Source organism: Cellulosimicrobium cellulans, assembly GCF_024124905.1.
Taxonomy (GTDB): Bacteria; Actinomycetota; Actinomycetes; order Actinomycetales; family Cellulomonadaceae; genus Cellulosimicrobium; species Cellulosimicrobium cellulans_G.
The window spans coordinates 331,143-350,101 of sequence record NZ_JAMXST010000005.1 but is presented as its reverse complement, the minus strand read 5'-3'; the positions used below and the strand labels follow the sequence as shown (position 1 = coordinate 350,101).

The following is an 18,959-nucleotide window of genomic DNA, read 5'->3' as shown; positions in this document are numbered from 1 at the left end:
GGAGCGACCCCGGGTTCGGCGTGTCAGGTCGACGGCTCGTCGAGCGGCTCGACGACGATGCCGCCGAAGCGGGCTTCGCGTGCCCGGTGCTCGACGCCGCCGATCCAGACGCGGCCGTCCCGGACCGCGTCGGAGGCGGGGGAGCGGTCGAGGTAGTGCGCCTGGTAGCCGCCGCCGAAGTCCACGTTGGACAGCGAGACCGCGCGCCCGGCCTCGTCGGTGACGTCACGCTCGCACCACGTGCACACGTGCCGCGGGTAGCGGGGGTTCCAGCGGACGAGCGTCCCGCACAGCGGGCAGAACTGCGTGCGCACCGGCTCGGCGCCGGTCGGCTCGAGCGCGCCCGTACGGACGAGGCCGGCCTGCGCGGTGTGCCGAGCGAGCGCGGTGAGCTGGCGCCCGGCGATCCCGGGCCAGCCGTGGACGGCGGTCGCCCACTCGTACGGCACGGCCCGGGCTCCGTAGCACGCACCGAGCAGGGCGCCGGCGATGGCCGCGACCGTGTCCGTGTCGCCGCCGATCGAGACGGCGGCCTGGAGCGCGGCCACGAGGTGGTCGCGGTGGGCGAACGTCGAGCCCTGCGGCGCGGAGGTCGTCGCGATGGCGTGCCACGCCGCCTGGAGCGCGGTGACGGTGAAGCCGTTCTGCCGCAGGTCGGCCGTGGGTCGCGCGAGCTCGGCGTCCGCGATCCACGCCGACCAGCGCGCCCCGGCGTCCGGGTCGAGGAGGTCCAGCCCCGCGCGCACGTCCAGCCGCTGCTCGGTCACCGCGACCCGCACCGCCTCCGACCAGAGCACGCACGACTCGGCAGCGAGCGGGTCCGTGTGCGTGATCTCCGCGACGGCCCGCGCCGCGCGGGCGGTCGCGTCCCGGTCGTCCAGGGCCACCAGCCCGACGACGCCCGTGCGCATGAGCGCGCCGTTCCCGGCCGTGCGTCCGGTCGCCGCGTGCAGCGCGGCCGACGCCTCGCGCAGGCGCGTCGCGGCGGGTCCCCGGCGGGCGGCGGCGTCGTGCAGCACGGCGGCGGTCTGCGTCCCGACGTCGGTCGCGCCCCCGGTCCGCCACGCCTCGAACGCGGCGGCGACCTCGTCGAGCGGCGTCGCGCCGAACGCGTCCGGGACGGGGGAGAGCACGTCGCGGGCGGCCGTGACCCGCGCGACGCACACCGACATCTGCGTGTCGTCGCTCCACTCGCCCGGCGCGTACGGGCCGAGACCGCCGCCGCGCATGACCGCGACCGACTCTGGCTGGCCCGGGCCGGGCGGCTGCGCGAACTCGTACGGGACCCCGAGCACGTCGCCCGCCGCCTGGGCGAGCAGCACGCCCGACGCGCGGTCGAGGAGGGAGAAGCCGAGCGGGTCGAGGGGTTCGCGGGCGGGCGGGGGCGGCGTCGTCGTCACGGCGTGATCGTGCCACGATGAGCGGCATGACGACGACGCCCGACGACCTCGCCGCCCTGATCGCCTCCGTCGAGGCGGACGAGCGCGACCTCGTGCTCCGCACCTTCACGCACGACGACGCCTGGCGTCTCGGCTGCCTGCTCGTCGAGCTCGCCGACGAGCGCGACCTGCCCGTGACGATCGACGTCCGCAAGGGACCGCAGCAGGTGTTCCACGCGGCGCGCGAGGGCACGACCCCGGACAACGACTCCTGGGTCGAGCGCAAGGTGCGGGTCGTCGAGCGGTTCGGGGCGTCGTCGTACCTCGTGGGCCTGCGCGCCCGCGCGAAGGGGACGACGTTCGCCGACCAGCACCAGCTCCCGCTGCAGGAGTACGCCGCCCACGGCGGAGCGTTCCCGGTGCGTGTCGAGGGCGTCGGGATCGTCGGGGTCGTGACCGTGTCCGGGCTCGCCCAGGGCGACGACCACGCGCTGGTCACCGAGGCCCTGCGGTCGTTCCTCGGCTGAGCCGGGCAGACGGACGGGGCCGGCACCCGAAGGTGCCGGCCCCGTCCGTGGTCCGGGCGCGCAGGGGCGGGCGCGACCGGGGTCGGAGCGCCGGCGCGACGTCGTCCGCCGCGCCGGCGGTGCGGCGTCAGGCCGCGCGCGTGACCTCGATGCGCTGGGGAGCGCGGCCGGCGAACACGCCGGCGACCGTCACGGTGAGCACGCCCGCGTCGTAGGACGCGCGGACGGCGTCGGCCTCCGCGGTCTTCGGCAGGGTGACGGTGCGGCGGAACGCGCCGAACCGCACCTCGCGGACGCGGCGCCCGGCCGGGGCGACCTCGGCCGCCTCGTCGGCGCCGGTCTCGTCCGTGCCCGACTCGGGCTGCTCCCCGTCGGCCGCCTCGGTCGTCTCCGCCGCGGGGGCCTCGACGACGCGCTGGTCGCGACGCTCGCCGCGGACGACGAGGCGACGACCCTCGAGCTCGACGGTCACGTCCCGCTCCGGGTCGACGCCCGGCAGGTCGAAGCGGGCGACGAGGTCGTCGCCCTCGCGGTAGACGTCTGCGGCGGGCGCGTAGCCCGTCCGCGCGACGGGCGCACCCGCGGGCCGCGCCCAGAGCTGGCGCACGACGCGCTCGGTGGGCAGCGGGCGGAACGGCGCCACGGTGTAGGTGCTGATCATGGTGGTCCTCCAGGTCTGTCGTGCCACGGTCGGCCCGTGGCGTCCTGACCTGTCCAACCTTGAGCGTGCCCGGCTCAGTCCCGCGTTCGCGGACGACGAACGACGCCGCGCCCGACCCGTTCCGCCCGACCCGCGGGCGTCAGCAGAGCGCGACGTGCTGCCACGGCCCCCACGCCGCGGACGACGGCGTCTCGCCCTGCGTCCACCACCGCGCCTGCCACAGGCTCCCGCCGTGCAGCACCCGGTCGCCGCCGACGTAGACCGTCGTCGCGGACCATCCGGCGAGCGACGGGTCGTCGCACTCCGCGGGGTGCTCGGGCTCCGGCGTCGGGGTGTCCGTCGGGTCGGGGTCCGGCTCGTCGGTCGGGTCGGGCGTGGGCTGCTCCGTCGGGTCGGGCGTCGGGGTGCCGCCGCCCGTGCCCGTCACGGGAACGCCGGGGTTCACGAGCCCGTCCCCGCCGACGACCGTGTTGTCGTCCGTCACCGTGACCGGGCAGGTCACGGGGTCGTGCACCGTCACCTCGATCGCGTACCGGCCGCTGCCCGTCGCGCCCGTGAGGTCGGCGTGGTTGCCGCGGAACACGGTGCCGCAGCCCCACCCCGGGGACTGCTGGTGCGTCTGGAACCCGGACTTCGTCGTGACCGTCCCGACGTTGTCCTCGACGACGTAGTCGTTGCCCTTCACGTCGACCCACGAGTCGTCGTAGTTCGCCCCCGTGAGCCCGTCGCCGACGAACGTGTTGCCCGCGATCCGGCCGCCCGTCGTCCCCTCCTTGACGTCGACGTTCTCCCCGCGCACGAGCGGGCCGATGGTGTTGTCGACGATCTGCACGTGGTCCGACCGGTCGGAGTAGTCGTTCGCCGAGCCGACGTAGACCCCCTCGCCCATGCCGCGCAGGTTCTGGCCGGTGTCGTGGATGGTCGACCCGCGCACGATCCCGTACGAGCTCGACGACCGGAAGTGGATGCCCTCCATGTCGAGGTCGTGCACCGTGACGGCGTCGATCGTCACGTGGTCGGACGAGTCGACCATGATGCCCTTCTGCGCGTGCTGGACGGTGATGCCCTGCACCGTCCAGTGGTCGGCGTCGGTGAGGTGCAGGACGTTGCCGCCCCCGCTCGACGTGCGCAGCACGGCCGCGGCGCTCCCGCGCAGCACGACGGGGTCGCTCGCCGTCCCCGCCCGGCCCGTGACCTTGAAGTTGCCGACGTACGTCCCGTCCGCCAGCTCGATCGTCTGGCCCGGCACAGCGGCGCCGAGCGCAGCGCGCAGCTCGTTCGCGGTGGCGACGTGCACGACGGCGTCGCTCGCCACCGCGCTCGTCGCGCCGGCAGGCGCCCCGGCGAGCACGGCGCAGGCTCCGACGACCAGCCCGACGAGCGCCGTGAGGCCGCGACCAGGCCGGGTCGGAGCCGAGGTCGAGGCCGGGTGCAGGGCCGGGAGCGAGTGAGCGGCGGCGGCGTCGCCGCGTGCGGTGCGGGGCATGGGCCGACGGTGCCGCCGCACCCGCTGTAGGTCAACGGTCGGTGGCCGATCGTGTGGTTCTCCCGCACCGGCGTACGGGGAATCCCTACCGCTCCGTAGCGCGTCGGTCGGCGCGGCACGCACGCGTCCGACGCCGGGACCCGGTGGGTCCGCTCAGCCGCGGCGCGCGGTGCGCCGGGCCTTGCGGGCGGCCGCGGCGCGCTCCTCGGCGGCGTCGAGCCGCGCGTCGGCGTCGTCGAGCGACTCCTGGGCCGCTGCGACGGCGTCGCGCGCCTCGGCGAGCCGCGCGCGCAGGTCCTCGCGCTCGTCGGCGAGCCGGGCCAGCTCGTCTTCGACGCGCCCGAGCTCGTCCTCGACCTGCCCGACGGCGTCGCTCGCCGCGCGCACGCGCGTGCCCGCCTCGTCGCGCTCGGCCTCGATGCGGTCGACCTCGGCGGCCGTCTCCTCGACCTCCCGTTCCGCGGCCGCCACGGCGTCCTCCGCGGGGCTCTCCCCGTCGGCCGAGCCGGCGTCGGCCCGCGCGGACCGGGCTCCGCGCCCGCCGCGCGTCGTGCTCGTCCCCGGGTCCGCGGTCCCAGGCCCGCCCGGCCCCGCGGTGCCGCCGGTCCGCGCCCGCAGCTCGACGACGTCGGCGGGCTCGCCGCCCTCGTCGACGATCCCGAACCCGACGTGCTGCAGCGCCTGCGAGAGCCGCCCCGCGCGCACGAGCGCGCCCGCGTCCGGGTCCATGACGGCGGCGGTGAGCGTCTCCGCGAGCCGGTCGAGCGCCGTCGCGGAGACCGCCCGGCCGGCGACCTCGCCCGCGTCGCGCAGCTCGCCCACGACGCGCTCCACGCGCTCGCGCCGCAGCCGGTCGAGCGTGCGGATGCGTGTGCGGTCGCGGTCGGCCGTCGCGTCGCGGAGCTCGTCCCCGAGGCTGACGAGGGCGGCGACGTCGTCGGGTCGCTCGCGCGCGACCTGGTTGACGACCCACGCCGCCACGGTCGGCTTCGCGAGCCGCGCCACGCGCTCCGCCCCGACGGCGTCCCCCGACGCCTTGATCTCCTTCGCCGCCGCGGTGCGGGCGACGACGAACTGCTCGAGCGGCAGCGCGAAGAGCCCGTCGACGAGCGCGTCGGCGTCGGTACCGGCGTCCGCCGGGGTGCCGGTGCCGGGCGAGGCGTGCGGGCTCATGACGCCCAGCGTCGCACCCCGGCGCCCGACGTGCGTCCGCTCGGCCCTCCCCGGGCGGCGAGCAGTGCCACGAGGGCTGCCTCGGTGACGACGGGGATGCCGTACCGCCGGGCCGTGCGGGCCTTCGTCGAGAGCGAGTCCGGATCGGCGGCGACGACGAGCCGGCTCCGGCGCGTCACGTAGGGCCAGGGCGAGAGGCCGGCGGCCCGCACGTCGCGCTCCCAGGCCTCGCGCGTGCGCGACATCGACCCGGTGAGCACGACCTCGTCGCCGTCGGCGAGCACGAACGCCGGGCGTGGCGCGACGGCGAGCTCGGCCGCGAGGCGCGCCCCGAGCGCCGCCTCGACGGCTCCCGCGACGTCGTCGGCGTCGAGGCCGAGCTGGCCGGCGACCTCGTGCAGCGCGGGGTCGTCGCGGACGGAGCCGCCGTCGTCGCGATCGCCCGTGGCGGTCGCGCCGTCGAGGGCGTCGAGCTCCGCCCGGGCGAGGGCGGTCAGGTAGTCGCGGTGCAGGCCCTCGACCGCGGCCCGGTCCAGCCCGGCCCGCCGCGCCTCGGCGAGGAGCGCCGCACGCTCCGAGTGCGAGACGTAGCGGTCGAGGAGCGCGGCGTCGAGAAGACGCAGGTAGGTCTCGGTGTCGACGTCCGGGCGCTCGGCCTGGGCGCGCGCGTCGCCCGCGCGGGTGCTCGGTGCCTCGTCGAGCCCGGCGAGCCAGTGCCCGCGGGCGCGGCTCGCGCCGCGCAGGACCGGCTCCACGCCGGGGAGCGAGGCGGGCAGCGACCACCGCACCCCGTCGGCCGCGGCGCGTGCCACGTCCCAGCACTCGTCGTCGGCCGCGACGTCGAGGTAGTACCCGAGCAGCCCCGCGGTGGCGCGCGCGTCGCCCAGGGCCGAGTGGACGCCGTCGTGCACGACGCCCACGGCCGCGCAGCACGCGGCGAGCGCGCGCGAGCCCGTGAGGTACCGGCCCGCGAGCTGCTGCGTGCACAGGCACGCGACGGGGTCGATCGCGGCCGCGATGCCCGCGCGCCCGATCTCCGCGCGCAGGAACCGTGTGTCGAACGCCGCGTTGTGGGCCACGAGGACGCGCCCGGCGAGCAGGCGCAGGAGCGCGGGGGCCACGCGGTCGAACGTCGGGGCGAGGGCGACGTCGGCCGCCGCGATGCCGTGCACGTGCTGGGGCCCCAGGTCGCGCTCGGGGTTGACCAGGGTGGACCACTCGTCCTCGACCCGGCCCGCGGCGTCGACCAGCACCACCGCGACCTCGGCGACCCGGTCGCCGAGACGCGGGGAGAACCCCGTGGTCTCGAGGTCGACGACGGCGAATCCGGGCACGGGCACAGTCTGCCCGACGCCGCCCACGCCTGGTCGCCACCCGGGCCGACCACAGCCGACCCGTGCGCGCCCAGGGGTTTCGCGCGTGGCCGCGTGGGCCTACGCTCGCGAGCACACGAGCCCTCGCAGCGTCGCGTCTCGTGTGCGACTCGGCCGGACCCCGACACGACCGGGGTCGGTCGGCGGGGGCCACTGTCGAGGAGGATGCGTGAGACCACGAACGATCGTCCCGTCTGCCGCCGCCGCGAGCCTCGTGCTCGCGGCTCTGACCGCAGCGCCCGTCGGCGCTGCCCCCGGGGGCGGCCTCCGCGCCGCCGACGGGCCTCCCCCGCTCGAGGACCTCGTCACCGGCGACGCGGTCATGCAGCGGCTCCAGGACTTCCAGGACATCGCGGACGCCAACGGCGGCAACCGCGCGATGGAGACGCCCGGCTACGAGGCGAGCGCCGTCTACGTCGAGGACGCCCTGCGGGCCGCGGGCTACGAGCCCGAGCGCCAGTACTTCACGTTCGAGGACCTGGTCACCGACGACCTGTCCCTCACCGCGGCCGGCGTCGAGGTGACGTCGGACGTGTACCCCGCCGAGTTCGCCCCCGACACCCCGGACGACGGCGTCACGGGCCCGATCGTCCAGCCCGCCGACGCGCTGGTCCAGGGCTGCACCGCCGACACCTGGGACGGGGTCGCGGTCGACGGCGCCGTCGCGCTGGTCAGCCGCGGGTCGTGCCCGTTCGCGGACAAGGCACGGTTCGCCGCGGAGGCCGGCGCCGCCGCCGTGATCCTCTACAACAACACCGACGGCGCGCTCAACCCGACCCTCGGCGAGGCCAGCGACGTCTGGGTCCCGACCGTCGGCATCACGCAGGCCGACGGCCAGGCGATCCTCGCGGCGATCGCGGGCGGTGCCGAGGCGGTCGCGACCTACGACCTGCAGACGCACGTCGAGGAGTTCGAGACGTTCAACGTGCTCGCCCAGACGCCGGGCGGTCGCGACCACAACGTCGTCATGGTCGGCGCGCACCTCGACGGCGTCGAGGACGGCCCGGGCATCAACGACAACGGCTCTGGGTCGGCCGCGATCCTGGAGGTCGCGGTCCAGCTCGCCGCCGCGACCGACGGCGGCCAGGACGTCGAGAACGCGGTCCGGTTCGCGTGGTGGGGCGCGGAGGAGGTCGGGCTGCGCGGCTCGACGCACTACGTGAGCGACCTCGTCGAGAACGACCCCGCGGCGCTCGACGACATCGCGACCTATCTCAACTTCGACATGGTCGGCTCGCCGAACTACATCATCGGCGTGTACGACGCGAACGAGTCGACGTACCCCGCGCCCGTCGAGGTGCCGCCGGGCTCGGCCGAGACCGAGGCGGTGTTCACCGACTACTTCGACGGCATCGACCAGGCGTGGGTCGACACCGAGTTCTCGGGCCGCTCCGACTACCAGGCGTTCATCGAGAACGGGATCCCGGCGTCCGGCCTGTTCACCGGCGCGGACGGCTCGAAGACAGCCGAGGAGGTCGCGCTGTTCGGCGGCACCGAGGGCATCTTCTACGACCCGAACTACCACTCGCCCGCGGACACGATCGACAACGTCGACGCGACCGCGCTCGACATCATGTCCCGCGCGATCGGGCACGCGGTCGCCTCGCTGTCCGAGGACACGTTCGCGATCAACGGCGTCGGCAACCCCCGCGTCGACGCGATCGAGGCGGAGGCGCGGTGCCTGAACGGCACCGCGTACGTCGCCGTCCGCGCGACCAACGGCGAGGACCAGCCCGTGTCGCTGCGCCTCGTGACGCCGTTCGGCCAGCGGGCGTTCGGCCAGGTCGCTCCGGACGCGAACGCGTACCAGTCGTTCTCCACCCGGTCGGCCTCGGTCGACGCGGGCACCGTGAGCGTCGTCGCGCGCCTCGCGGGCGGCGGGGAGAACCACGCGCAGACGTACGACGTCGCGTACGACGCGATCGCCTGCGGCTGACGCCGCGCGGGTCGCACGACGGCGGGGCCGTCCTCCACGGGAGGGCGGCCCCGCCTGCGCCCCCACCAGGTCTACGCTGGCCCGCGGTGCGCCGTCGGGAGGCGCGACGGACAGGGGGTCACGTGGCGAAGGAACCGTTCCTCACGACGACGGACGACGAGCCGGGCGAGGGCCCCGACCTGCCCGGCACGACATCGGGCGACGGGCGCAGCACCCTCGCACGGCTGCTCGGCGAGAAGCGCCTCCTGCGCGTCCCGGCGGTGCCGCGCCCCACGCTCCCGCGCCCCTCGTTCTCGCTGCCCGGCCCGCTCGGCCGGCGCGCTCGGGGCGACGTCGGGCAGCCGGCCGGGCAGCCGGCCGAGCAGCCCGGCACCCGGCCCGGCGAGCACCCGGTCGACCTGCTCGAGGGCGGACAGGCGGCCGTGCGCGGCGCCGTCGACCCGGGGGCCGACCATGGCGCCGGACCGGACCTCGACGCCGCGCTGGAGGACGCGCTCGTCGAGGCGCTCGCGGCCGACGGTGCGGAGGCCGACGGCGGGACGGGCGCCGGTCCCGCCGACGACGGTGCGTTCGACGAGGTCGTCGCGGAGTGGGTGCGGCGCGCGATCGCCGCGTACCCGCGGCCGTCGTACCCGCTCGACCGCGAGTGGGACGTGTCGGTCCAAGGGGTCGTGCGGCTCGTCCCCTACGTGCCGCGGTTCGCGACGGCGCCGCTCGCGCTGCTCGACCGGTTCGGCGCGGTGACGATCGGCCCCCGGCGGGTGGGCCTCGACGGCAAGGACGTGGACTGGGAGCGCGTGGTCGAGGTGCGCACGGCGCCCGCGTGGACGTGCCTGTCGGCCGAGGCGCTGGAGGTGAACCTCGCGCAGTACGTCGTGGCGCTGCCCCCGCTGCCCGGCCGAGCGTGGGTCCTGCGGAAGATCAGCGAGCTCCTGCTCTCGCTCTACCTCGCCGTGCTCCCGCCGGAAGCGGACGGCGACGACGCCGTCGCCGACGCCCAGGCCCTCCTCGGGACGGCCGGCGTCGAGGGAAGCGTCCCGGACCTGCCCGACGACGATGCGGAGGCCCCGGGCGCGGACGTCGCCGACACGGTCGCGGACGCGCCGTCGGACCCGATGTTCGACCGGGTGGTGACGCAGGTGGTCTACCGGCGGCGGTTCGGGACGGGCGAGGCGCAGGCGAGCACGACGAGCGTCCTGCTGCAGCTCGCGCTGCGCGGCGCCACGGACACGATCGTCCGCACGGCCGCCGAGCGCGGCGTCGAGGTCGTGCACGTGCGCGCCGAGGACACGAGCGTCGGGTCGGTCGTGGCGCGCGCGGCGACGTGGCGCCGCACGGCGCTCGACCTGCGCGAGCGGGTGGGCCGCCGACTCGGGCGCTGACGGCTACCTGTCGAGCGCCTCGAGGATCGGCGTGCCGCCCGCGGTGAACCGCACGAAGCGCCCGACGGTCGCCGGGGTGCGCACGGCCTGCGCGACGACCATCGCGACGTCTGCGCGCGACACCCGTGACGCGGCGCCGCTCGGGACGTCGTCGGCGCCGTCGAGCCCGTCGGGGCCGTCACCGACGACGCGGATCGCGCCGGTCGGGCCGTCGTCGGTCAGCGTGCCGGGCCCGAGGATCGTCCAGTCGAGGTCGGTGCCGCGCAGGTGGTCGTCGGCGGCGAGCTTGGCGTCCGCGTAGGCGAAGAAGCTCGAGTCGGGGTCGACGCCGTGGTCGGGCACGGACCCGATCCACGACACCATGAGGTACCGGCTCACGCCGGCGGCGGAGGCGGCGTCCATCGAACGGCTCGCGGCGTCGCGGTCGACGGCGTAGGTGCGCTCCCGGTTCCCGCCGCCCGCCCCCGCGGACCACACGACGGCGTCGAACCCGCCGAGCGCGGCGGCGAGCTCGTCGACGGACGCGCTCTCGACGTCGAGCAGGAGCGGGTCGCCGCCCAGGCGCCGGACGAGCGGGAGCTGCTCCTCGGCGCGCACGATCCCCGTCACGGCGGCGCCGTGGTCGACGAGGATCGGGACGAGCAGCCGGCCCACCTTGCCGTGGGCACCGACGAGGGCGATCTTCATGCGGCGTGCTCCTGTCTGCGGGCGTCGAGATCGACCCGAGTGGCCGAGATCGACCCCCGGAGGGCCGATCTCGAGACCGTCAGGCCGATCTCGCGGTCTGGTCCCACGGTGCTCCCGCACCGGCCGCGCCGCCACCCGAGGGACTGGTCAGGGGCACTGGCGGGCGTTCGGGGCGGCGCCGAGGACGACCGTCTCCGACGCCCGGACGAGGTCGCCGCCCGTCGGGTCCTGCACGCAGACCGTCCAGCCGTTCGACGCGCCCGGCAGAGCGCCCGCCTGGGGGTCGCGTGCGTCGACGACCACCACCGTCACCGCGCCCCGCTGCTCCAGGTCGGCGCGCGCCTGCTTGAGCCTCGTCTCGACGAGGTTCGGCATCGGGAACGCGGGCTCGATCTCGACCGAGAGCTCGATGCCGTCGGACCCGCCCGGCGGGACCGGGCTGCCCGGCCCGGTCGTCGGGCCGTCGGTGGGGCCGGTCGTCGGGTCGCCGGTCGGCTCCCCGGTCGGCACCGTGGTCGGCTCTACGGTGGGCGACGGCGTCGGGGTCCCGGGACCGCCCGGCACCCCCTCGACGCGGCAGCCCGCCAGCGCCGCCACCGCCACGGCCGCGAGCACGACGACGCGCGTCCGTCGCGGTACCGCCGTCGTGCGCGCACGCCCGACGCGGTGCGCCCCGTGCTCCTGGGAGATGTCCTTCTGCCGGCCCGTCGTCGTCGACGGTGCCGTCGTTCGTCCTGCCACCACACGTGCCCCCGTTGCCCCTGCGAACTTCCCTGCGTCTTCGAGGGTACGTGACGGTCGCCGCGCGTGCGGCCGGGGGAGGGGGGCAGGGCCGGGTGATCCTCGAGCGCGGGTCAGCCGCGGCGCGGGGCCGTGCGCCTGGGCGGCCGCACGGTCGGGACGTCGCCGACGATGGGGATCGGCCGCCGGTGGAACGGGAAGCCGTAGCGCGTGACCAGGCCGGCGAGCGTCGTCAGCCGGTTGCGGGGCCCGATGAGCCCCATGATGTGGACGAACAACCACGCGAGCCACGCCACGCCTCGCGTGAGCCGCAGCCGCCCGACGACCTCCGCGATCGCCGCGCGTCGCCCGATGACCGCCATGGTGCCCTTGTCGAAGTAGCGCAGGGACGTCGTCGGGCGCCCCGCGAGCAGCGCCTCGATGTTGCGCGCGACCTGAGCGCCCGACTGGATCGCCGGCTGCGCGAGCTGCGGCAGCCCCGCCGGGGAGATCGCGATGTCGCCGGCCGCGAAGACCCCGGGCAGACCCTCCACCTGCAGGTCGTCCCCGACGACGACGCGCCCGCCCTCGCCGCGCGGCAGACCCCAGTCGTCGACCTCCTCGTGCGGGTGGACGCCCGCCGACCAGACCGTGAGGTCGGACCGGATGCGCGTGCCGTCCGTGAGCACGACGGCGTCCGGCAGCACCTCGGCGACCCCGGCCCCCAGGTGCAGGCCGACGCCGCGACGTCGCAGCTCCTCGGCGGCGTACCGGCGCAGCCTCGGGTGGAACGACTTGAGCACCTCGCCGCCGCGCTGGACGATCTTCACCTCGAACGCGTCGCCGTGGATCTCGGGGTACGCCGGGCGCAGCCCGGCGGTTCGCAGCTCGGCGAGCGCGCCCGCGACCTCGACGCCCGTCGCGCCGCCACCCACGACCACGACGCGCAGACCCTCGTCCGTCCCGGGGTTCGCCGCCGCCTTCTCGAGCCGGATGAAGAGCGTGTCGCGGATCTTCATCGCCTGCGACCGCGAGTACATGGGGAACGAGTTCTCCTTGGCGCCCGGGGTGCCGAAGAAGTTCGCCGTGACGCCGTTCGCGACGACGAGGAAGTCGTAGTCGACCCACTCGTCGTTGAGGAGCCGGATGCGGCGCGCCTCGTGGTCGATCCCGACGAGGTGCTCGTGCACGACCCGCACGTTCTTCTGCTTGAGCCGCAGCCCGCGCAGGAAGTACGTGACGTCACCCGGGTTCAGGCCGCCGGTCGCGACCTGGTAGAGCAACGGCTGGAACGTGTTGTAGACGCGGCGGTCCACGAGCGTCACGCGCACGGGGGCCTTCGCGAGCCCCTTGACGACGGCGAGGCCGGCGAACCCCGCACCGACCACCACGACGTGCGGCAGGGAGTCGGGGGCTGCTGCCGCACCAGGCGCAGCGGTGACGGGCTCGGGCACGGGGCCTCCTCGGGGCGACGGGGTGGGAGAGCGCCGGTGCCCGCCCGCCTGCGTCGCGGACGTCGCCGACGACGTCTGCCAGGTTACGGCGAACCCCGCCCCCGCGCCGAACAGGCGCCGCGACGCGCGATAGAGCCGTGGTCCTGCCCGACGGCGGTCTGGTCACCTTGGGTGGTCGGGGTGGGTGGTGGTGCCGCGTCTACCATCCGCCGCTCGTTCCTCGCGGCTCCCGCCAGGCCCGACCACGACGCGGCACCACCACCCACCCCGCCCGACGTCGTCTCGCCCTGGTCCTCGCTCGCCCGGGTGACACGCCCGTGCGGCCCGCCGTCGGACATCAGGGACTACGCCGACGGGCGATCCGACTGCAGCGGGCGACCGGCTGCGTCGAGGACGACCTGGGCTCTACTTCAGCGGACCACGGCTCTGCTTCGGGGGACCAGGGCTCTACCTCGGGCAACCATGCTCTACCTCGGCGGGCCAGGGCTCTACCTCGCGTGACCAGGGGTCTACTTGGGCGGGCCGGGGGTCTGCCTCGGCGGGCCGGGGGTCTGCCTCGGCGGTCGGCGGGTCGGCGCGGGCTGTCAGGCGCGGTGGTGCTCGACGTCGTCGCGGTGCAGGAGGTCCTCGCGGACGACGCGGCGCAGGACCTTGCCGATCTGGGAGCGTGGGAGCTCCGGCACGACGGCGAGCGTGCGGGGAAGGGCGTAGCGGGCCAGGCGCTTCTCGCCCCACTCGCGCACGGCGGCGAGGTCGACGCGCGGGGGCGAGCCGGCGTCGTCGGCGTCGTCGAGCACGACGACGGCCGCGACGTGCTCGTCCGAGCCGCTGCCGGGGACGCCCACGACGGCGACGTCCCGGACGCCCGGCATCCCGCGCAGGTGGTCCTCGACCTGGGAGGGGTACACCTTGAACCCGCCGGTGACGATCATCTCCTTGATGCGGTCGACGAGCGTGACGAGCCCGGCGTCGGGGCCGTCGAGCGCGACGCGGACGACGTCGCCCGTGCGCAGCCAGCCGTCGTCGAGGAGCTGGTGCGCGGTCTCCTCGGGGCGGTTCCAGTAGCCGCGGAACACCTGCGGGCCGCGCACGAGCAGCTCGCCGCGCACGGTGCGCGGTGCGGCGGGGTCGTCGGTGGGCTCGGGGTCGGCGTCGCGCAGGACGCCCGCGTCGAGCGCGTCGGCGTCGACGACCCGGATCTCCGTGCTGGGGAAGGGCAGGCCGAGGGTCCCGGGGCGGCGGTCGTCGGAGCAGGGGTTGCCGAGCGAGATCGGGGACGTCTCGGTCATGCCGTAGCCCTCGATGAGCAGGCCGCCCGTCGCGTCCTCCCAGCGCCGTGCGGTCTCCGCCGTGATGGGCATCGCGCCCGCGAACGCGAGGCGGATCGAGGTGAGGTCGGAGCCCGGCCCGGGCGCGTCCGCGGCGGCGGCGACGATGCGGTCGAACATGGGCGCGACGCCGGGCAGGAACGTCGCGGGGCGGCGCGCCTGCGCGGCGACGAACGCCTGCGGGTCGAACTTCGGGAACGCGACGAGCGTCGCGCCGATGCGCGCAGGCAGGGTGAGGCAGAACGTCAGCCCGAACGCGTGGAAGAAGGGCAGCACGCCGTAGACGGTCTCGGCACCTTCCTCGAACGTGGCCCACGCCTGGCCCTGCACGACGTTGGCGACGAGGTTGCGGTGCGTGAGCACCGCGCCCTTGGGCGTGCCCGTGGTGCCGCCCGTGTACTGGAGGAGCGCGACGTCGTCGGCGCCCGGGTGGGGGAGCGCCGGGGGGAGCGCCCGCGCACGGCGGACGAGGTCGTGCCAGTCGGGGACGCCCGCGGGGACGGGGCCGCGCAGCGCGTCGCGCTGGGCGCGCGCCCGCGCGACGGGCAGGCGCAGCGCGATGCGGCTGCCGCGCGGGAGGTCGCGCGCGATGTCGAGCCCGACGACGGTGCGCAGCCCGGGCGCGTACGCGCGGGCCTCGAGCACGGCGGGGACGGTCTTGGTCCACACGACGGCGACGCTCGCGCCGGAGTCGGCGAACTGGTGGGCGAGCTCGTCGGCGGTGTAGGTGGGGTTGTGCTCGACCACGACGGCGCCGAGGCGCTGGACGGCGTAGAACGCGACGACGTGCGACGTCCCGTTGGGCAGCACGAGCGCGACGCGGTCGCCGTGGCGCACGCCGAGGTCGTGCAGGGCGCTCGCGGCGCGCTCGACCTGCGCGACGAGCCGGGCGTAGGTCGTGGTCGCGCCGAAGAAGTCGACCGCGACGCGGTCCGGCCAGCGCTCGGCCGCGCGGTAGAGGGCGGCCGTAACCGGCTCGTCGGGCACCGCGACGTCCGTCGGGACGCCGGGAGCGTAGCGGGCGGTCCACGGCCTCGTCGCCAGAGTGTTCACTACGCCACCGTAACCTACGGTTGCGTAGGTTGTGTGCGGCGTCGGTGTGGTCATCGGTCCTTCGCGTAGGCGAACAGGTCCTTCTCGCGCGTCGTGGACAGGGCGACGGCGACGCCTGCCACGGCACCCGCCAGCACGGACAGGGTCACGCGCGCACCGAGGATCGCGCCGACCAGCAGGTCGCCGTCCCGGCCGAACCAGGCGAGGGAGAGCGACATCCCGACAGCTACCGCCGGAGCGGTCCACAGCACCGACTCCAGCGACACGATCGTCCACAGGTCACGCCGTCGCATCCCGTCGTGGAGGGCCGTGGCGAGCTCCACCCGGCGAGCCCGTACGGTGACGAGGGCCACGGCGGCAGCGATCAGCCCGACGAGGAGCCCTCCGAACCGGGTGACGCGCTTGTGGAACAGCCCGGCGCCATCGAGCCCGGAACCCAGCGTGGAGTTGAGCTGCTGCACCTGGGGGACGTCGTCGGCATCGCCGCCCGGCCGGAGCACGGTGAAGAGGAGGGGGTTCAGCTCCGTGGTCATCGGCCACGCCTCGACCCAGCACTCGTCGAAGGGTGCGCGGTACCCGGTGACGCTCACCGCGAGATAGCCGTACCCGTCCCTCCGCCCGTCGCGAGGGTAGGCGTAGGTGCCCGCGAGTCGAGACGTCCCGGTCGTCGCGGAGAGCCGGTCGCCGAGCTCGAGGCCGAGCGTCGCGACGGCGTCGTCAGTCAGGATCAGGCCCGGCCCGCCGTCGGTCGTGGCGCCGACGACGGCCGGGAACCCTGGACTCGCGTCGGCGGCGGGCATCGGGGCACCGGGAAGGGCGACGGCGGCGACGGGCTCGTCCGGTCGGACGGTGAGCGCACCCGCGGCGTGCACCCCGGGCAGATCGCGCAACGACTCGCACCGCGCGCCGTCGACCCGGCCTGGCGCCGAGATCGTGAGGACCGACCCACCCGCCGCCCGGAAGTCCGCCGCCTGCTGTTCGAGCGTCGCCACGGTCGAGATCTCGGCGACCGTCGCGGTCACCACCAGGCCGATCAGCACCAGCGCCAGCGTGACGCAGCGTGCGGTACCTGTGGAAGCGTTGCGCCACGCCTCGCGCAGGATCGAGCGCAGCCTCATGCGGCGGGGTCCAGCGTCAGGTCGACGTGGTCCGAGCAGGAGTCGCGGGTCGCGGCGTCGTGGGTCGCGACGACGATGATCGTCCCGGGCGAGCGCAGCGCACCGAGGGACTCGTTGACGGTGCGGGCGGTCGGCAGGTCGAGCTGGGCGGTCGGCTCGTCCACGAGCAGGAGGCCCGGTTCCGACGCGATGGCTCGTGCCAGCATCAGGCGCTGCGCCTCCCCGCCCGAGAGGCGGCGGAACTGCTGCTGCGCGATGTCGTCGAGCCCGAACCTGCTCAGGAGGTCGGCGGCTCGTCGCTCCGCCTCTCGGGGGTGCAGCCCCCGGACGAGCAGCGGGAGCGCGACGTGGTCGAGCGCCGAGCGTCGCGGCGTCCCGTGCGGGTTCTGGAACACCCATCCGGTCCGCTCGATGCCGTCCCGCGCGACGGTGCCCTCGCGGGGTTCCTCCCACCCGGCGAGCAGGCCGAGCAGGGTGCTCTTGCCCGACCCCGACGGACCGGTGAGCGCGTAGGTGCGACCTGGCCGCAGATCGAGGTCGAGCCCGCGGAAGAGCCAGGGGCGCCGGGGGAAGTGGTGCCCGAGGCCGGTCGCCGTCACGCGCACGGGGCGTCCGGCCGGGGCGACGTGTCGACGGCGGTCGGCGGGGTGCCGTCGAACAGGACGAACGTCTGCCCGAGCTCGGACCCGACGACCCGCAGCCTGTGGGGCACGGCGTCCGTGGTCACGCAGGTCGTCCCGTCAGGTGCCGTGATCACGGCGGACGGTGGGACGACCGACACGTCGACCGGTTCTGCCAACCGCAGCTGACCGACCGGCGCCTCGTCGCCCGTGCCTGCTTGCTGGAGCGAGGGCGCAGCGTCGAGCTGTGCGAGCAGTGCTGGGTCGGTGACCGGGTTCTGCGGCTCGACCGCGACGTCGATCCCGTCCACACGGAGCGTGCGCGCCCCGGCGACGAGGTCGGACGGCGCTCCGTCGCGCAGTGCGACGCCTGCCAGCGTGCCGGGCGTCACGACGAGCTCCGCTCCGGCCTCGAGCCGGCTCCCTGTCGTGACCGAGCACTCCGCGACGGTGACCGAGGGTCCGGGGATCCAGAGGAAACGAGATCGCGGAACGGAGGTGAGGGCGGAGGGGTCGCCGAGGTCGTCGAAGAGTGCGTTGACGGCACGCAGGGTCTTCGTGCCGAGCGTTCCGGTGGCCTCGACCGGGTGCCCCAGACGCGTCAGCTCCTCCTGCAGCGCCCGCACGTCGTTGCCCTGGGTGCCGACCGGAAGGTCCCGCCACAGCGGGAGCGTCGTCGCGAGCGCGACGACCGGTGCGTCGTCGAGCCAGAGCGGCGCGGTCCCGGACTCGATGGTCGAGCCGGGACGGCAGTCGAAGCGTGTGACGAGACCGCTACCGGGTGATGCCAGCCCCGACTCCTCGCCACGGGCGACGGCGAGCCGGACGGAGCGGACGTCGTCGAACGTCGCGGACCGGACCTCGAAGGTGGTGATGGGAGCGGGAGGTCGAAGGGCTGCGGGGACGGCCGGGGACGTCCACGCGGCACCGAGAACGACCCCCACGGCGACGAGCGTCACTGCGCCGAGCACCCACAGGCCCACCGTGGCCGGGCTGCGACCCTCACTCACCGGCCAGGCCGAGCGGGTCGCTCGAGCACGACGTCAGCGCCTCGCGGAGCTCGGTCGACAGGGCGGCGAGGTCGGAGAACCGCCCCTCCATGTCGGTGAGGTAATCGTCTGCCGCGTAGCCCGCCGGTACGACCTCGCGACGGACCAGGCACTCCGCCATGATCGTCGGGACGTCGAGGTTGTCCGGGTTGGACGCCATGATGTCGTGCAGCGCCCCGACCGTGTCGGCGCCCGACTCACGCTCGCAGGCCTTCACGACCTCGTACGGGTCGCTCCCGTCCGGCAGGGGCGAGGCCTCGTACGACCCGTCGGGCTCGAAGCCGGAGAACGTCACGCCCTCCGCCTCGAGGCACGTGCGGAACTTCTCTTCCATCTCCGCGTACTCCGCGTCCGTGATCTCCTCGTCGGCGAGCGCCTGACGAGCGAAGTCGGACCCGGCGTCGGAGTAGAAGGCCGTGAACTCGGCGGCGTAGGGGCCGTCGAACGCGGGAACGTCGACGGCCGTCCCGTCGTCGACGCTCGACCCGACGGAACCCGGGGTGCCGCACGCGGCAAGGAGCGGGACGAGGGCGGCGAGAGCCGCCGCGGCGACGCGTCGCCGCGTCGACCTGCGAAGAGACATGATGCTCCGATCACTGCGGTCGTCGGGGACGGGCGGGCCCGCGTGCCGCCGAGCGACGGCGTCCGGACGCTCGGCAGCACGTGAGTCGAACTACTTGACGTCGTAGTACGCCTTGTTCCCGAACCAACGGACCTCGTCCCACTGGTACGACCACTTCCCCGCGGAGACCCAACCGGAGCTGCGGAGCCCGTTCTCCCCGTAGGTCGAGGACTTGTGGACCCGGCTGCCGTGGTAGTAGTGCGACCAGACGTCCTTGGCGTCGGCGCCGTGGTCCCACGTGCCTCCCACGGACGGGTAGCTGATCGTCGCGCTGGCGGGGCCAGCCGCTCCGAGCGCGACACCCGCGGCGAGCGTGGCAGTGATGACCGCCGTCATGACCTTTCGCATCAATCCCCCTCAGTGTTGATCGGTCGTCCGCAGTAAAGCGCCG

General features: G+C 75.3%; 17 protein-coding genes. 3 read left to right on the top strand and 14 right to left on the bottom strand.

Annotated features, from left to right (window positions below; all coding sequences use genetic code 11):
- Window positions 1–23 precede the first annotated feature (23 nt).
- Window positions 24–1,400 (bottom strand): ADP-ribosylglycohydrolase family protein, encoded by a 1,377-nt coding sequence (locus NHH00_RS16830; protein WP_253054372.1) that lies wholly within the window; start codon window positions 1,398–1,400, stop codon window positions 24–26.
- Window positions 1,401–1,426: 26 nt separating this feature from the next.
- On the opposite strand from NHH00_RS16830, the gene NHH00_RS16825 reads away from it, so the two are divergent.
- Window positions 1,427–1,906 carry a heme-degrading domain-containing protein gene (locus tag NHH00_RS16825; RefSeq protein WP_253054368.1) on the top strand — a complete coding sequence of 160 codons (480 nt, stop codon included), beginning with the start codon at window positions 1,427–1,429 and terminating at the stop codon, window positions 1,904–1,906.
- A 127-nt stretch (window positions 1,907–2,033) separates the two neighbouring features.
- Here NHH00_RS16825 and NHH00_RS16820 read toward each other — a convergent pair whose 3' ends face one another.
- The 4 genes from NHH00_RS16820 to NHH00_RS16805 form a co-directional block, all read right to left on the bottom strand.
- Window positions 2,034–2,567, bottom strand: coding sequence for an Hsp20/alpha crystallin family protein (locus tag NHH00_RS16820; protein ID WP_253054366.1), 534 nt, complete (start codon window positions 2,565–2,567; stop codon window positions 2,034–2,036).
- A gap of 139 nt (window positions 2,568–2,706) precedes the next feature.
- Window positions 2,707–4,053 (bottom strand): carbohydrate-binding protein, encoded by a 1,347-nt coding sequence (locus NHH00_RS16815; RefSeq protein ID WP_253054364.1) that lies wholly within the window; start codon window positions 4,051–4,053, stop codon window positions 2,707–2,709.
- A 153-nt stretch (window positions 4,054–4,206) separates the two neighbouring features.
- Complete coding sequence (locus NHH00_RS16810; RefSeq protein ID WP_253054362.1) at window positions 4,207–5,226, bottom strand: hypothetical protein; 1,020 nt, start codon at window positions 5,224–5,226, stop codon at window positions 4,207–4,209.
- Window positions 5,223–6,560, bottom strand: a complete 1,338-nt coding sequence (locus NHH00_RS16805) for an exonuclease domain-containing protein (protein WP_253054359.1) — start codon at window positions 6,558–6,560, stop codon at window positions 5,223–5,225. Before NHH00_RS16805 ends, NHH00_RS16810 begins: the two co-directional genes overlap by 4 nt.
- Before the next feature lie 208 nt (window positions 6,561–6,768).
- On the opposite strand from NHH00_RS16805, the gene NHH00_RS16800 reads away from it, so the two are divergent.
- Window positions 6,769–8,535: a M28 family peptidase gene (locus NHH00_RS16800; protein ID WP_253054357.1), complete on the top strand. Its 1,767-nt coding sequence runs from the start codon at window positions 6,769–6,771 to the stop codon at window positions 8,533–8,535.
- A 122-nt stretch (window positions 8,536–8,657) separates the two neighbouring features.
- Window positions 8,658–9,917, top strand: a complete 1,260-nt coding sequence (locus NHH00_RS16795) for a hypothetical protein (RefSeq protein WP_253054355.1) — start codon at window positions 8,658–8,660, stop codon at window positions 9,915–9,917.
- Window positions 9,918–9,920: 3 nt separating this feature from the next.
- Here NHH00_RS16795 and NHH00_RS16790 read toward each other — a convergent pair whose 3' ends face one another.
- From NHH00_RS16790 to NHH00_RS16750, 9 genes are all read right to left on the bottom strand, one after another.
- Entirely contained in the window at window positions 9,921–10,604 is a 684-nt protein-coding gene (locus NHH00_RS16790; RefSeq protein ID WP_253054353.1) for an SDR family oxidoreductase, read from the bottom strand.
- A gap of 147 nt (window positions 10,605–10,751) precedes the next feature.
- Window positions 10,752–11,345, bottom strand: a complete 594-nt coding sequence (locus NHH00_RS16785) for a hypothetical protein (RefSeq protein ID WP_253054351.1) — start codon at window positions 11,343–11,345, stop codon at window positions 10,752–10,754.
- A 113-nt stretch (window positions 11,346–11,458) separates the two neighbouring features.
- Window positions 11,459–12,778 carry an NAD(P)/FAD-dependent oxidoreductase gene (locus NHH00_RS16780; protein ID WP_253054349.1) on the bottom strand — a complete coding sequence of 440 codons (1,320 nt, stop codon included), beginning with the start codon at window positions 12,776–12,778 and terminating at the stop codon, window positions 11,459–11,461.
- Window positions 12,779–13,362: 584 nt separating this feature from the next.
- Complete coding sequence (locus NHH00_RS16775; protein ID WP_253054347.1) at window positions 13,363–15,213, bottom strand: AMP-binding protein; 1,851 nt, start codon at window positions 15,211–15,213, stop codon at window positions 13,363–13,365.
- Complete coding sequence (locus tag NHH00_RS16770; RefSeq protein ID WP_253054345.1) at window positions 15,210–16,277, bottom strand: hypothetical protein; 1,068 nt, start codon at window positions 16,275–16,277, stop codon at window positions 15,210–15,212. The genes NHH00_RS16775 and NHH00_RS16770 overlap by 4 nt, the downstream gene beginning before the upstream one ends.
- Window positions 16,274–16,876, bottom strand: a complete 603-nt coding sequence (locus tag NHH00_RS16765) for an ABC transporter ATP-binding protein (protein WP_253054343.1) — start codon at window positions 16,874–16,876, stop codon at window positions 16,274–16,276. The genes NHH00_RS16770 and NHH00_RS16765 overlap by 4 nt, the downstream gene beginning before the upstream one ends.
- Window positions 16,873–17,907, bottom strand: coding sequence for a peptidoglycan-binding domain-containing protein (locus tag NHH00_RS21145; RefSeq protein ID WP_253054341.1), 1,035 nt, complete (start codon window positions 17,905–17,907; stop codon window positions 16,873–16,875). The genes NHH00_RS16765 and NHH00_RS21145 overlap by 4 nt, the downstream gene beginning before the upstream one ends.
- A complete protein-coding gene (locus NHH00_RS16755) occupies window positions 17,900–18,529 on the bottom strand; it encodes a hypothetical protein (protein WP_253054339.1) in 630 nt (209 codons plus the stop codon). Before NHH00_RS16755 ends, NHH00_RS21145 begins: the two co-directional genes overlap by 8 nt.
- Window positions 18,530–18,619: 90 nt before the next feature.
- Window positions 18,620–18,916: a lactococcin 972 family bacteriocin gene (locus tag NHH00_RS16750; RefSeq protein WP_081895947.1), complete on the bottom strand. Its 297-nt coding sequence runs from the start codon at window positions 18,914–18,916 to the stop codon at window positions 18,620–18,622.
- Between the last annotated feature and the right edge of the window lie 43 nt (window positions 18,917–18,959).

Excerpts from the sequence above, each read along its gene's own strand:
- NHH00_RS16825 (WP_253054368.1), top strand. The coding sequence starts at position 1,427 with ATGACGACGACGCCCGACGACCTCGCCGCCCTGATCGCCTCCGTCGAG.
- NHH00_RS16820 (WP_253054366.1), bottom strand. The coding sequence starts at position 2,567 with ATGATCAGCACCTACACCGTGGCGCCGTTCCGCCCGCTGCCCACCGAG.
- NHH00_RS16815 (WP_253054364.1), bottom strand. The coding sequence starts at position 4,053 with ATGCCCCGCACCGCACGCGGCGACGCCGCCGCCGCTCACTCGCTCCCG.
- NHH00_RS16810 (WP_253054362.1), bottom strand. The coding sequence starts at position 5,226 with ATGAGCCCGCACGCCTCGCCCGGCACCGGCACCCCGGCGGACGCCGGT.
- NHH00_RS16790 (WP_253054353.1), bottom strand. The coding sequence starts at position 10,604 with ATGAAGATCGCCCTCGTCGGTGCCCACGGCAAGGTGGGCCGGCTGCTC.
- NHH00_RS16775 (WP_253054347.1), bottom strand. The coding sequence starts at position 15,213 with ATGACCACACCGACGCCGCACACAACCTACGCAACCGTAGGTTACGGT.
- NHH00_RS16770 (WP_253054345.1), bottom strand. The coding sequence starts at position 16,277 with ATGAGGCTGCGCTCGATCCTGCGCGAGGCGTGGCGCAACGCTTCCACA.
- NHH00_RS16755 (WP_253054339.1), bottom strand. The coding sequence starts at position 18,529 with ATGTCTCTTCGCAGGTCGACGCGGCGACGCGTCGCCGCGGCGGCTCTC.
- NHH00_RS16750 (WP_081895947.1), bottom strand. The coding sequence starts at position 18,916 with ATGCGAAAGGTCATGACGGCGGTCATCACTGCCACGCTCGCCGCGGGT.